The sequence below is a fragment of the Enterobacter cloacae complex sp. 2021EL-01169 genome, assembly GCF_020733125.1.
GTDB lineage: Bacteria > Pseudomonadota > Gammaproteobacteria > Enterobacterales > Enterobacteriaceae > Enterobacter > Enterobacter roggenkampii.
Genome location: NZ_JAJFTC010000004.1, coordinates 56,308 through 69,629 on the forward strand (window position 1 = coordinate 56,308; position 13,322 = coordinate 69,629).

Below are 13,322 nucleotides of genomic sequence, written 5' to 3' on the forward strand. Positions count from 1 at the left end.
AGGAGTGGGTATGGAAAATTTACTGGCGCTGACCCTGGCCGATGAAACGCCGGAACAGAAAGAGGGGGATGGCCCCTCATTTCGCTGGCGGTGGCTGGGGCGCGGGGTGCTTGAGCTGACGCCGACCGCAAAGAGCGATCTCTCGCTGCTGCTTTCAACAGGCATTCACGGGAATGAAACGGCGCCCGTTGAGATTGTCGATCTGCTGCTGCACGCGCTGTATCGCAATGAAATTGCCCTGAAGTGCCGCGTGCTGGTGGTGCTCGGCAATCCCCCTGCGCTGGCGCAAAACAAACGGTATCTGGTGAGCGACATTAACCGCATGTTCGGCGGGCGCTGGTCGCAGTTTCCGCAGAGTGACGAAACGGCGCGGGCGGCGTGGCTGGAGAATGTGGTGACCGCGTTCTTTGCCGCTGCGGGTCCCGTGCGCTGGCATCTGGATCTGCATACGGCCATCCGCGCGTCCTACCATGTCCGCTTCGGCGTGCTGCCGCAGCGCAATCAGCCGTGGGAGGAATATTTCCTGAGCTGGCTGGGAGATGCCGGGCTGGAGGCGCTGGTGTTTCACCAGTCGCCGGGCGGAACCTTTACGCACTTCACCTGTGAGCACTTTGGTGCATTGTCCTGTACGCTGGAGCTGGGGAAAGCGCTGCCGTTTGGGGAAAACGATCTCACCCGCTTTGCGCCAACGCATCTCGCCCTGCGGGCGCTGCTGGGCGGGTCGGCTCCCGAGCCTACGCATCAGACCGTTGAGCGTTACCGGGTCGTACAGCAGATCACGCGCCGCAGCGATGCCTTCCTGCTCCACATGGCCGCACATACCCTCAACTTCACCCCGTTCCGCAAAGGGGCGCTGCTGGCCGAGGACGGCGAGGAACGTTACGAGGTGCAGAAAACCACCGAATATGTTTTATTCCCTAACCCAACCGTCGCGTTTGGCCTGCGTGCCGGGCTGATGCTGGAAAAAATATCCTGAACCTTTCCCCTCTCATCATCCGGGAGGGGAAGTTAAATACCTTTTCTTAGCAATTAAAGCGCGTGAACGTGTTTTGCAGAATATTCCTGGTGAATTGCTTTATTATTCACCTTCACTTCGTTATACTTTTGCTAAATCGCTTTAAAATCATCGTATTGAATATTTTTGGTTGCAACTCTCCACGCTTTATCCTTATTTCCTCCACATTTGGCGAAAATTTGTTTTTTACACTTTCATTGTTTTACCGTTGCTCTGACTAATTGACGATAAACCCCGTAAAGTTAATCTCGTCAACACGGCATAGCGCCGAAGAATAACTGAAAGAAAGGAAATAAATTATGCGTAAGTTTACTGCACTGTTTGTTGCTTCTACCCTGACTCTGGGCGCTACCAGCATGGCGTTCGCCGCAGATACTGCGACCACTACCGCTGCCGCGCCTGCTGAAGGCAAAATGATGATGCACCATAAAGGCCCGGGTATGCACAACGAGATGATGATGTTTAAGGATCTCAACCTGACGGATGCGCAGAAACAGCAGATCCGCGATATCCGGAAGAGCGAACGTGAGCAGATGAAACGTCCGCCGCTGGAAGAGCGTCGTGCCATGCATGACATCATCGCCAGCGACAGCTTCGACAAGGCGAAAGCCGAAGCGCAGATCGACAAAATGGCCGAGCAGCACAAAGCCCGTATGCTGGCTCACCTGGAAACCCAGAACAAGATCTACAACATTCTGACCCCGGAACAGAAAAAACAATTTAATGCGAATTTTGAGAAGCGTCTGACAGAACGTCCGGCGATGGAAGGTAAAATGCCAGCACCAACCGAATAATCGGTTCACTCTCTTAAGACCGCCGGGATCCTGTCCACAAAAGCGCAATCGCTGTGGACAGGACCGGCGGTTTTTCTTTCCTGCCCTCTTGTCTGCCGCCGCCAGCGCGGTATGCTCCTGTAGTCGCATCAGAGAATGTTTGTAGAGTCATGGCGTTAGAATTTTTATTAACGTTCCGCTAAGGCCTGCCCGCTCTGCTGCCGATACTGTGTTGTGAATACCTAACGATAACAAACAAGACAGCAACGATAGCAATATCCTTGCCCTGGCACGGGTTGTGCCATTCAGGAGTGGTGATGGAGTTCTTTGATATCCGTAAGATGCCGGTCAGCCTCTGGCGCAATGGTGCGGGTGAAACGCGTGAGATTTGTTGTTTCCCTCCCGCAACGCGCGATTTTCACTGGCGCGCCAGTATCGCAACTATCGCCAGCAACGGCGAATTTTCCTCTTTTCCCGGCGTCGATCGGGTAATTACCTTGCTGGAAGGCGGGGAGGTGACGCTGGATGCCGGTCAGGCGTTCTTCCATACCCTGAAGCACCATCAGCCCTACAGCTTTGCCGGCGACCTGCCGGTGAAAGCGCTGCTGTCCGATGGGCGGATGGCGATGGACTTCAACATCATGACCCGTCGCGACTGCTGCCGGGCGAAGGTGCGCGTGGCTGACCGTACCTTTACCACCTTTGGCACACGCGGGGGCGTGGTGTTTGTGTTAAGCGGGGCGTGGCAGCTGGGTGATAAATTGCTGACGGCCGATCAGGGCGCCAGCTGGGAGGAGGGTACCCATACGCTGCGTCTGCTGGAGGCTCAGGGTACCTTATTGTTCAGCGAAATCACGTGGCTGCCAGGCCATTGAGCTCAATGATCTCAAACTTACCGGCCAGGACAGGTTTACAGAGAATTTTGTAGCCATCGTGGTCAAATCCGGCGGGCGTGCGCAGCAGGGTTGCCGCGTCGTTGATATCGTCGACAGCGCCCAGCCAGAGCCAGTTATTGACGATGTGATATTGGGTCATCGCGTCACCCACTTCTTTGAGCGCAACGGCGCTTTCCCAGGGCCAGCACTTCACGCTGATGGCCGCCAGACCGGCGAGGAGCCGGGCGTGGTGCGCCTCAACGCTCTCTTTCCCACAGCAGGCACCGGCACAGCGCTTCAGCGCGGATCGGAAACAGGCGCGTCCGCGCGTGGTCGCCTCAAGGCCCAAAAGGCTGTAGCAAAGCTGGAGCTCGTCCGCCAGCGTCTGCAGCGCCTGAAGTGCGGCACGTTTATTGGCGAACAGTCCGTAGAGATTCGGGGCATGAGAAAAATCGACGTCGCGCGCGTAGACGACCTGTGGCTTGCCTTCGTTGATCTGCAGGGAGCAGAGCTGACGGTTGCGGCGCAGGCGCTTGTTGAAAAGCGGCTGTTGTTCTTTTATCAACCGCGCCTCCAGCAACAGCGCGCCCATTTCTCCCGCCGTCTGGAACCAGGTAATGCGTCGCGACTGGCGCAGCATGGCGGCCTCATCCGGAGTACGCAGATGGGATAACACCCGACTGCGAATGTTAACGCTCTTGCCGATGTAGAGCGGCAGGGTGTCGCTTTCGCCGTGAAAGATGTACACGCCCGGCTGTTTAGGCAATGCCTCAAGCCAGGGACGAAGGTGCTCGGGATATTCGTAGATAGCCGCCGCTTCAAACTCAAGACGCGGGGCGGATTGACGCCTGCTCACATACTGCTCCATATACTGTTCAGGTATACAGTGTAGCAGGAGTGTGGTGGTTAAAAAAGAGCCGGGTGGCGGCGACGCCTTACCCGGCCTACAAAACGGGGTTACCGTTTTGCGTTTATTTCCAGAAGTCGTCAAACACCGTTATCGGTGGGCGACGCTTGTGCTCGGTTTTCAGATACCAGCCTTCGATGATCTTTGCAGTGCCCTCATCCAGCTTTTTGCCTTCCAGATAATCATCAATGTCGTCGTAGGTGACGCCAAGGGCCGCTTCATCCGGCAGGGAAGGGCGATCGTCTTCAAGGTCCGCTGTCGGCGCTTTCTTATACAGATGCTCAGGACAGCCCAGCGCGGCAAGCAGCTGCTTGCCCTGACGCTTGTTCAGGCGGAAGATCGGGTTAATGTCGGTGCCGCCGTCGCCGTACTTGGTGAAGAAGCCGGTGATCGCTTCGGCCGCATGGTCGGTGCCGACCACGACGCCTTTGGTCATCCCGGCGATGCTGTACTGCGCTTTCATGCGCTCGCGGGCTTTCTCGTTGCCGCGAACAAAATCGCTTAACTCAATGCCCGCTTCGCGAAGCGCCTGCTCGCTTGCCAGCACGGAGCCTTTAATATTGACGGTCAGCACGCGGTCAGGCTGAATAAAGGCGATTGCATCCTGGCAATCCTGCTCGTCCGCCTGTACGCCATATGGAAGACGCACGGCGATAAATTGCAGGGTTTCATCTCCCGTCTCCTCGCGCAGCTCTGAAATTGCCATCTGGCAGAGCTTACCGGTCAGCGTTGAATCCTGGCCGCCGCTGATGCCCAGCACCAGAGATTTCAGGAAAGAGTTCTTCTTTAAATACGCTTTTAAAAAATCCACGCTGCGGCGGATCTCTTCATTTGCATCTACCGCAGGCTTCGCGCCCAGCGCCTGGATAATCTCTTGTTGCAGAGTCATCACGCTCTCCATAAACAGAATGTGTTAACTGTTAAAACTAACCCTTTGGACGTAAAACGACAAGGATCACAGTTTCGAGTGCGCTAATTTGCGCCGTTTTAGCAGGTTATCGTTGTTTTATTAGAATTTTCCGAAATTCGTCTGGCGTAACGCACAAAGTTGAACAATAGTACTTTTTATCCCATGCTTAGATAACACGCTGATAAACAAGAGGACGGAATATGAACAAGAACGTAGCAGGAATTCTTAGCGCAGCGGCGGTACTGACTATGCTGGCAGGGTGTACGGCTTACGATCGCACCAAGGATCAGTTTACGCAGCCCGTAGTAAAAGACGTTAAAAAGGGTATGACCCGTTCGCAGGTCGCTGCGATTGCCGGTAAACCTTCTTCCGAAGTCACCATGATTCATGCGAAAGGGACCTGCCAGACCTACATCCTGGGTCAACGTGATGGTAAGGCAGAAACCTACTTTGTCGCCCTGGATGATACCGGTCATGTGATCAACTCCGGCTATCAGACCTGTGCTGAATACGACACTGACCCGCAGGCACCTAAGGCGTAGTCACCCCGCTTGCCTGAGGATGTTAACAAACCGGCCCTGAGGCCGGTTTTTTTATGCATCGGAAAATCTTATTTCTTTTCGCGAATTATTTGCCCGAAATGTGAGGGTAGTCAACAAGCCAGGTCAATGAGAGACAATTTGAGTCTGTTCAGAATTATCCCCTGTCTGTACCATTGCGTATACTCACTCCAACGATAAACAACAGTACGCAAACTACCTGTCTGCCGGGACAGCGAGTCGAGTGAGAACGCGACGGCAGGTAGTCATACAAGAGGGAAATTACGATGGAAAAGAAACATATCTACCTGTTCTGCTCAGCGGGCATGTCAACCTCGCTTCTGGTGTCAAAGATGCGTGCGCAGGCTGAAAAGTATGAAGTCCCTGTGGTGATCGAAGCGTTCCCGGAAACGCTGGCGGGCGAAAAAGGTCAGACAGCCGATGTTGTTTTACTGGGACCGCAAATTGCCTATATGTTGCCCGAAATTCAACGACTGTTACCTAATAAACCGGTCGAAGTGATCGACTCGGGGCTGTACGGCAAGATTGATGGTTTAGGTGTTCTTAAAGCTGCTGTGGCAGCGATTAAAAAATCTGCTAATTAATTTTTATTTTTCCCGTCAAAGAGTTATTTCACACACAATACGCCGTAACATGCGTTACGGCATTTAAGGGTATTTTCCTATGAGTAAAGTCATCGCTTCACTTGAAAAGGTACTCCTTCCTTTTGCTGTTAAAATAGGAAAGCAGCCTCACGTTAATGCCATCAAAAACGGCTTTATTAAATTAATGCCGTTGACGCTGGCCGGGGCCATGTTCGTTTTAATTAACAACGTTTTTCTGAGCTTTGGTGAAGGTTCCTTCTTTTATTCATTAGGAATTCGGTTAGACGCTTCCACAATTGAAACCCTTAATGGTTTTAAAGCCATCGGCGGCAACGTCTATAACGGTACGTTGGGGATTATGTCGCTGATGGCGCCTTTCTTTATTGGGATGGCGCTGGCAGAAGAGCGTAAGGTGGACCCACTGGCCGCCGGGTTATTATCCGTCGCCGCCTTTATGACAGTGACCCCGTACAGCGTCGGTGAAGCCTATGCTGTGGGCGCCAACTGGCTGGGTGGGGCTAACATCATCTCCGGTATTGTTATCGGCCTGGTGGTGGCGGAGATGTTCACCTTTATTATCCGTCGCAACTGGGTGATCCGCCTGCCGGATAGCGTACCGGCCTCCGTTTCCCGTTCATTTTCCGCGTTGATTCCAGGCTTCATTATTCTCTCTATCATGGGGATTATCGCCTGGGCGCTCTCCCACTGGGGCACAAACTTCCACCAGATCATCATGGACTCTATTTCTACGCCGCTGGCGTCAATGGGTGGCGTGGTCGGTTGGGCGTACGTGATTTTCACCTCTCTGCTGTGGTTCTTTGGCGTGCATGGTTCACTGGCACTGGCCGCGCTGGACAGCGGAATTATGACCCCGTGGGCACTGGAAAACGTTGCACTTTATCAGCAGTACGGCTCCGTTGACGCGGCGCTGGCAGCGGGTAAAACCTTCCATGTGTGGGCGAAGCCGATGCTTGACTCCTATATCTTCCTGGGCGGTACCGGGGCAACCTTGGGTCTGATCATCGCGGTCTTTATTGTGTCTCGTCGTGCAGACTACCGTCAGGTCGCGAAGCTGGCGCTGCCATCAGGCATCTTCCAGATTAACGAACCGATTCTGTTCGGTCTGCCAATCATCATGAACCCGGTCATGTTCATTCCGTTCATCCTGGTTCAGCCGCTGCTGGCCGCTATCACCCTGACGGCGTATTACATGGGCATTATTCCTCCGGTCACCAACATTGCACCGTGGACCATGCCAGCGGGTCTGGGCGCCTTCTTCAACACCAACGGCAGCGTCGCAGCCTTCCTGCTGGCGATATTTAACCTCGGGATTGCCACCCTGCTGTACATGCCGTTCGTGGCGATTGCGAACAAAGCCGCCACCATCATTGATGAAGAAGAGAGCGAAGAGGATATCGCCCTCTCACTGAAATTCTAAGATTGACGGCGCGGGGAAACCCGCGCCAGCCACAAGGAGCTTAAAAATGTTAGATTTGGATAATATTGTCGCAGACGAAGCCGTCGAGAACGATCTCGAAGAAGTGGTGATGGGGCTTATCATTAACTCCGGGCAGGCCCGCAGCCTGGCCTACGCCGCGCTGAAGCAGGCCAAGCAGGGGGATTTCGCCGCGGCGAAAACCATGATGGAACAGTCCCGCACGGCGCTGAACGAAGCGCACCTGGTGCAGACAAAGCTGATTGAAAGCGATCAGGGCGAAGGGAAGATGAAGGTCAGCCTGGTGCTGGTCCACGCGCAGGATCACCTGATGACCTCGATGCTGGCACGCGAGCTGGTGGCGGAGCTCATTGAGCTTCACGAGAAGATGCAGTAAGTCAGACTGAGTAGCAGGAGGTCAGCACGATGGAAATTAAAACCGCACTTGAACAGCAGCTGTTTAATGGCAAAAATTTTCACGTGGTTATCTACAACAAAACGGAGAGCGCCAGTGGTCTGCATCAGCATGACTACTACGAGTTCACGATTGTTCTGACCGGCCGCTACTACCAGGAGATCAACGGTAAGCGCGTTCTGCTTGAACGAGGGGATTTTGTCTTCCTGCCGATGGGATCTTATCACCAGAGCTTTTACGAATTTGGTGCCACCCGTATTCTGAATGTGGGCGTCAGCAGACGTTTCTTCGAGAAGCATTATCTGCCGCTGGTGCCGTTCTGCTTTGTGGCCTCCCAGGTTTATCGCGTCAAAAACGAGTTCATGACCTGGATTGAAACGGTTATCGCCTCGCTTAACTTCCGCGACAATGAATTTGATGAGTTTATTGAAACGGTGACCTTCTACGTGATGAACCGGCTGCGCCATCATCGTGAAGAGCAGCAGGTGACGGATGATATTCCGCAATGGCTGCGCAGCACCGTTGAGCTGATGCACGATAAAAGCCAGTTCAGCGAAAATGCGCTGGAAAATATGGTCTCCCTGTCGGGCAAATCCCAGGAATATCTGACCCGCGCGACGCAGCGTTATTACCGTAAAACGCCCGTGCAAATTATTAATGAAATCCGCATTAATTTTGCTAAAAAACAGCTGGAAATTACCAACTATTCTGTCACCGATATTGCATACGAGTCAGGATACAGCAGCCCCAGCCTGTTTATTAAAACCTTTAAGAAATTGACGTCATTCACACCGAACAGTTACCGGAAAAATTTGACGGTAATTAATTAACTGTCGGCGGATTACCCGCCACGAATATTGCTTTAATGGCTTGCCCAAATAGCGGGAAGAGCACGCTATACCTTGCAGGCGATTAACCTGATACGCTAAGGGAGATATTATGCAGAAGAAATTAAAAGTCGTAACCATTGGTGGCGGCAGCAGCTATACCCCGGAATTACTCGAAGGTTTCCTGAAACGTTATCATGAATTACCGGTCAGCGAATTATGGCTGGTGGACGTTGAGGAAGGTCAGGAGAAGCTGAATATTATTTTCGACCTGTGCAAGCGCATGGTGGAAAAAGCGGGCGTGCCTCTGGCCGTGCATAAAACCCTCGATCGTCGTCTGGCGCTGAAAGATGCGGATTTCGTCACCACCCAGCTGCGCGTCGGCCAGCTGAAAGCGCGTGAGCTGGACGAGCGTATTCCCCTGAGCCACGGGTATCTGGGGCAGGAGACCAACGGCGCGGGCGGCCTGTTTAAAGGCCTGCGCACCATCCCGGTGATTTTCGACATCGTCAAAGACGTGCAGGAGATCTGCCCGAACGCGTGGGTCATTAACTTCACCAACCCGGCCGGTATGGTGACCGAGGCGGTCTATCGTCATACGAACTTCAAGCGCTTTATCGGCGTCTGTAATATTCCGATCGGCATGAAGATGTTCATCCGCGACGTGCTGGCGCTGACCGACAACGACGATCTCTCCATCGATCTGTTCGGCCTGAACCACATGGTGTTTATTAAAGATGTCATCGTGAACGGAGAATCGCGCTTTGCCGAGCTTCTCGACGGCGTGGCCTCCGGTCGTCTGACGGCGGCATCGGTGAAAAACATCTTTGACCTGCCGTTCAGCGAAGGGCTGATCCGCTCGCTGAATCTGCTGCCTTGCTCGTACCTGCTTTATTACTTCAAGCAGAAAGAGATGCTGGCCATTGAAATGGGCGAGTATTATAAGGGCGGCGCGCGTGCGCAGATCGTTCAGAAGGTCGAAAAGCAGCTGTTCGATTTGTATAAAGACCCGAACCTGAACGTCAAACCGAAAGAGCTGGAGCAGCGCGGCGGGGCCTACTACTCCGATGCGGCGTGCGAAGTGATCAACGCCATCTACAACGACAAGCAGGCTGAGCACTATGTTAACGTCCCGCATCACGGCCATGTCGACAATATTCCGGCTGACTGGGCCGTCGAAATGACCTGCATCCTGGGGCGCGAGGGGGCTAAACCGCATCCCCGTATCACCCACTTCGATGACAAGGTCATGGGGCTGATTCATACCATCAAAGGCTTTGAAGTGGCAGCAAGCAACGCGGCGCTTAGCGGGGAGCTCAATGACGTGCTGCTGGCCCTGAACCTCAGCCCGCTGGTGCATTCTGACCGTGACGCGGAGCAGCTGGCCAGCGAGATGATCCTGGCGCATGAAAAATGGCTTCCGAACTTTGCCGCCACGATCGAGAAGCTGAAGTTCAAACAGCAATAAGAGGACGCACAATGGAAAACCTGCTGATCGTTAATGCTGATGATTTTGGTCTCTCGAAAGGTCAGAACTACGGCATTATTGAAGCCTGTCGCCGGGGGGTTGTGACCTCTACAACGGCCCTGGTTAACGCTGAGGCGGTTGAACACGCGGCGCAGCTGAGCCGCGAGGTGCCAGAGCTGGGCGTCGGCATGCATTTTGTGCTGACGCTCGGGATGCCGCTTTCGCCAATGCCGGGCCTGACGCGCGACGGCCAGCTGGGTAAATGGATTTGGGAACGGGCGGAGCAGGGTGCTCTACCGCTCGAGGAGATTGCCCGCGAGCTGGAGTGCCAGTTCAACCGCTTCGTTGATGTGTTTGGTCAGGCGCCGACGCATATCGACAGCCATCACCACGTGCATATGATCCCGGCAATTTTCCCTGTTGTCGCCGGGTTTGCGCAGCGCAAAGGCGTGGCGATGCGCGTGGATCGCGAGGTGCACGGATTGCCGGACTGCGCTGTTACATCCACTGAGGGGTTCAGCAGCGCGTTTTACGGAGAAGAGATCAGCGAAGCGCTGTTCCTGAAGGTGCTGGATGATTCCGCTGCCCGTGGAGAAACCTCGGTGGAAGTGATGGCGCATCCTGCCTTTGTCGATAACACCGTGCGTAAAAGCGCCTACTGCTGGCCGCGGCTGGCGGAGCTGGACGTGCTGACGTCGGCCTCGCTGAAATATGCGATTGCCGAGCGCGGGTATCGGTTGGGGACGTTCAGGGAGCTGTAAGAGTTGCCGGGTGGCGGCTTCGCCTTACCCGGCCTACGAACGACCTGCTAACTCTTGTAGGCCCGGTAAGGCGAAGCCGCCACCGGGCTTTTTTTTACGCCGGAATCTGATCGATCTTACAGCTGCGTGACCAGACGCGGTGCGCGGCGAGCAAATCAAACAGCTTCGTCATGAAGGCATCGTCAACGTTATCGCCCTCGACAATGCCGTCCTCACCCTGATCGGCCACCTTCAGCTGCGCTTTAAACTGTCGCGCATCGCCGGACAGCGCGATCGGTTTCAGGTGCTTATAGGCTTCCAGCAGATAATAGACGGCGTCGCCGTTGGTCAGCAGACTGGCAAGATCTCCGCCCGGCACAATCACCGCATCGACGGTGAGCGATGGCGCACCGGCAAAGGTCGCCGCGACCGGCAGCACAGAACCATCGTCGGCCGTCACTTCACCCATGCGGGAATAGAGCAGTTTGGCATGCACGCCCTGGGTTTTTAGCGCCTGCATGATCCCCAGCACGTCGCTGGCGCGGGTTTTGTCGTTCAGCAGAATGGCAACCACGCGGCCTTTAATCGAGCCGCCCGGCACCGCATACAGGCTCAGCGACGGATCTTTCTTCACGTCGTTAACCTCTTTCGGCGGAGCAAGGTTACGCTGCTCGTCGGTCAGCGTAATGCCCAGGTTGTCCGCGACGCTCTGGGCAAGCTGAACATCAATATGCGCCAGCTGATCGACCACGCGCTCGCGGATGTAGGTGCGCACCACTTTACTCAGCTCAAAGCTGAAGCCGCCGATGATGTGCTGTTGCTCAATCGGCGTCTGGCTGTTCCAGAACAGGCGAGGGTGGGCGTAATACTCGCCGAACGAGGGGCTGCGCTCGCGAATTTTATTGCCATCGATACGCTCCTGATAGGATTCAAATCCACCGCGTTTCGGTCCGGGAGGCGTTTCACGCGGCCAGTTATCGTTGATGGAGTTCGGCTCATAGTTCGCCGGGTTGGTATCAATATCCTGACGGTGCATCCCGTCGCGCTGGAAGTTGTGGTACGGGCAGGTTGGGCGGTTAATCGGAATTTCGTGGAAGTTCGGCCCGCCAAGACGGCTGATCTGCGTATCGGTATAGGAGAACAGGCGTCCCTGCAGGAGCGGATCGTTGGTGAAGTCCAGCCCCGGCACGATATGCCCCGGGTGGAACGCGGCCTGCTCGTTTTCGGCAAAGAAGTTATCCGGGTTGCGGTTGAGCACCATTTTACCCACCAGCTGCACCGGCACCAGCTCTTCCGGGATCAGCTTCGTCGGGTCCAGAAGGTCGAAATCGAACTTAAATTCGTCCTCTTCCGGGATGAGCTGCAGGCCCAGCTCGTATTCCGGGAAGTCGCCCGCTTCAATGGATTCCCACAGCTCGCGGCGATGGAAGTCCGGATCGCGCCCGGTCAGCTTCTGCGCCTCGTCCCACACCAGTGAGGCTTTACCCGCCACCGGCTTCCAGTGGAAACGGACAAACGTGGCTTTCCCCTCGGCGTTGATCATTCGGAAGGTATGGATGCCAAACCCCTCCATGGTGCGGTAGCTGCGGGGGATCCCGCGGTCTGACATCGCCCACATTACGTTGTGCAAGGTTTCAGGCTGCAGAGAGACATAGTCCCAGAAGGTGTCGTGCGCACTTTGTCCCTGCGGTATGGCCCAGTGGGGCTCCGGTTTTACCGCATGGACAAAGTCAGGAAATTTATGCGCATCCTGAATGAAAAACACCGGGGTGTTATTGCCCACCAGATCGAAAATGCCCTCTTCGGTATAAAACTTGGTGGCAAAGCCGCGGATATCACGCACCGTGTCTGCCGAACCTGCGCCACCCTGCACGGTGGAGAAACGCACAAAGACCGGCGTGATTTTATCCGGGTCGGAGAGGAAATCCGCTTTGGTGATCGCTTTCAGGCTTTTATAGGGCTGGAAGTAGCCGTGCGCCGCAGAACCGCGCGCGTGAACGATGCGTTCCGGAATTCGCTCGTGGTCAAAATGGGTAATTTTTTCCCGCAGAATGAAGTCTTCCAGCAGGGTTGGCCCGCGCGCGCCTGCGCGAAGGGAGTTTTGATCGTCAGCAATGCGCACGCCCTGATTGGTGGTGAGCGCAAAACCTTCGCCGCCTTTACGGTGTGGCTCAAGCGATTTCAGCTTCTCGTTTCCGGTGTCCGGCGATTTCATGCTTCCCGGCGCGGTTGGTTGTTCGCCAGGGGCTGATGGGCCCGGCGAGGGGCGGTGAGAGCCGTCAGAAGGGGCGAGAGAGTCCATGCCCGGTTGAGATTCTTCAGTGCCATGAATCGGTGATTGATGTGTTTTATCTTTGTTCGACATTGCACGCTTCTCCTTTATCCATTGCTAAAAACCCTATTAAGGATAGAACAATGTCGTGAGATGGCTCGCGAACTAAGAGTTTTCACAGGCCATCATTAACGAAAGGAGCCATCTCACCCACTCGGAGCGCGACGGAAGGCAGCAGGATCGGCTATGATAGAATTTTCCTGCTTCAAGAATTTGCTTTAGTGAATCCGTCGCTTATGAAACCTCTTCGTCAACAAAACCGCCAGGTTATTAGCTATGTGCCCCGCGTTGAGCCCGCGCCGCCAGACCATGCCTTGAAAGTGGAGGGTTTTCGCGATGTGTGGCAGTTACGGGGGAAATACGTGGCCTTTGTGCTAATCGGCGAGCATTTCCGTCGCTCTCCCACCTTTACGGTGCCGGAGTCCGCACAGCGGTGGGCGATGCAGATCCGCCAGGATGAAGAGGTTGAAGAATAACAGAT

At 54.8% G+C, this 13,322-nt stretch carries 14 protein-coding genes; 11 read left to right on the forward strand and 3 right to left on the reverse strand.

The genetic code is table 11. The annotated features are described in order from the left end of the window. The first annotated feature begins 10 nt into the window (after positions 1–10). The 3 genes from astE to ves all read left to right on the forward strand — a co-directional run bounded on the left by astE (position 11) and on the right by ves (position 2,663). The gene (astE, locus tag LLF79_RS13290; RefSeq protein WP_227879619.1) at positions 11–976 is read left to right on the forward strand and encodes a succinylglutamate desuccinylase; all 966 of its coding nucleotides are present in this window, start codon (positions 11–13) and stop codon (positions 974–976) included. Positions 977–1,314: 338 nt separating this feature from the next. Continuing rightward, positions 1,315–1,809, forward strand: a complete 495-nt coding sequence (gene spy / locus LLF79_RS13295; RefSeq protein ID WP_106106097.1) for an ATP-independent periplasmic protein-refolding chaperone Spy — start codon at positions 1,315–1,317, stop codon at positions 1,807–1,809. Between the two features lie 296 nt (positions 1,810–2,105). Further along, the gene (gene ves / locus LLF79_RS13300) at positions 2,106–2,663 is read left to right on the forward strand and encodes an environmental stress-induced protein Ves (protein WP_021241069.1); all 558 of its coding nucleotides are present in this window, start codon (positions 2,106–2,108) and stop codon (positions 2,661–2,663) included. Here the strand turns inward: ves and cho are convergent. Beyond that, positions 2,641–3,519: an excinuclease Cho gene (gene cho, locus LLF79_RS13305; RefSeq protein WP_025911692.1), complete on the reverse strand. Its 879-nt coding sequence runs from the start codon at positions 3,517–3,519 to the stop codon at positions 2,641–2,643. The genes ves and cho overlap by 23 nt on opposite strands. Before the next feature lie 115 nt (positions 3,520–3,634). Then, the gene (gene nadE / locus LLF79_RS13310; RefSeq protein WP_106106095.1) at positions 3,635–4,459 is read right to left on the reverse strand and encodes an ammonia-dependent NAD(+) synthetase; all 825 of its coding nucleotides are present in this window, start codon (positions 4,457–4,459) and stop codon (positions 3,635–3,637) included. A gap of 221 nt (positions 4,460–4,680) precedes the next feature. Here nadE and osmE point away from each other — a divergent pair, with 221 nt between their 5' ends. From osmE to chbG, 7 genes are all read left to right on the forward strand, one after another. Continuing rightward, positions 4,681–5,022, forward strand: coding sequence for an osmotically-inducible lipoprotein OsmE (gene osmE / locus LLF79_RS13315; RefSeq protein WP_008500677.1), 342 nt, complete (start codon positions 4,681–4,683; stop codon positions 5,020–5,022). Between the two features lie 284 nt (positions 5,023–5,306). Next, positions 5,307–5,624 (forward strand): PTS N,N'-diacetylchitobiose transporter subunit IIB, encoded by a 318-nt coding sequence (chbB, locus tag LLF79_RS13320; RefSeq protein ID WP_227879620.1) that lies wholly within the window; start codon positions 5,307–5,309, stop codon positions 5,622–5,624. Positions 5,625–5,703: 79 nt separating this feature from the next. Next, positions 5,704–7,062: a PTS N,N'-diacetylchitobiose transporter subunit IIC gene (gene chbC / locus LLF79_RS13325; protein ID WP_008500675.1), complete on the forward strand. Its 1,359-nt coding sequence runs from the start codon at positions 5,704–5,706 to the stop codon at positions 7,060–7,062. 46 nt (positions 7,063–7,108) lie between these two features. Then, a complete protein-coding gene (gene chbA / locus LLF79_RS13330; RefSeq protein ID WP_021241072.1) occupies positions 7,109–7,456 on the forward strand; it encodes a PTS N,N'-diacetylchitobiose transporter subunit IIA in 348 nt (115 codons plus the stop codon). Positions 7,457–7,485: 29 nt separating this feature from the next. Continuing rightward, positions 7,486–8,304, forward strand: coding sequence for a transcriptional regulator ChbR (chbR, locus tag LLF79_RS13335; protein WP_008500673.1), 819 nt, complete (start codon positions 7,486–7,488; stop codon positions 8,302–8,304). Positions 8,305–8,413: 109 nt separating this feature from the next. Then, positions 8,414–9,769: a 6-phospho-beta-glucosidase gene (locus LLF79_RS13340; RefSeq protein WP_227879621.1), complete on the forward strand. Its 1,356-nt coding sequence runs from the start codon at positions 8,414–8,416 to the stop codon at positions 9,767–9,769. A gap of 11 nt (positions 9,770–9,780) precedes the next feature. Then, positions 9,781–10,530: a chitin disaccharide deacetylase gene (gene chbG / locus LLF79_RS13345; protein ID WP_021241074.1), complete on the forward strand. Its 750-nt coding sequence runs from the start codon at positions 9,781–9,783 to the stop codon at positions 10,528–10,530. Between the two features lie 94 nt (positions 10,531–10,624). Here the strand turns inward: chbG and katE are convergent, their stop codons facing one another. Then, positions 10,625–12,874, reverse strand: coding sequence for a catalase HPII (gene katE / locus LLF79_RS13350; RefSeq protein ID WP_227879622.1), 2,250 nt, complete (start codon positions 12,872–12,874; stop codon positions 10,625–10,627). A 167-nt stretch (positions 12,875–13,041) separates the two neighbouring features. Here katE and cedA point away from each other — a divergent pair, with 167 nt between their 5' ends. Continuing rightward, positions 13,042–13,317: a cell division activator CedA gene (cedA, locus tag LLF79_RS13355; protein WP_191091794.1), complete on the forward strand. Its 276-nt coding sequence runs from the start codon at positions 13,042–13,044 to the stop codon at positions 13,315–13,317. The last annotated feature ends 5 nt before the right edge of the window (positions 13,318–13,322 follow it).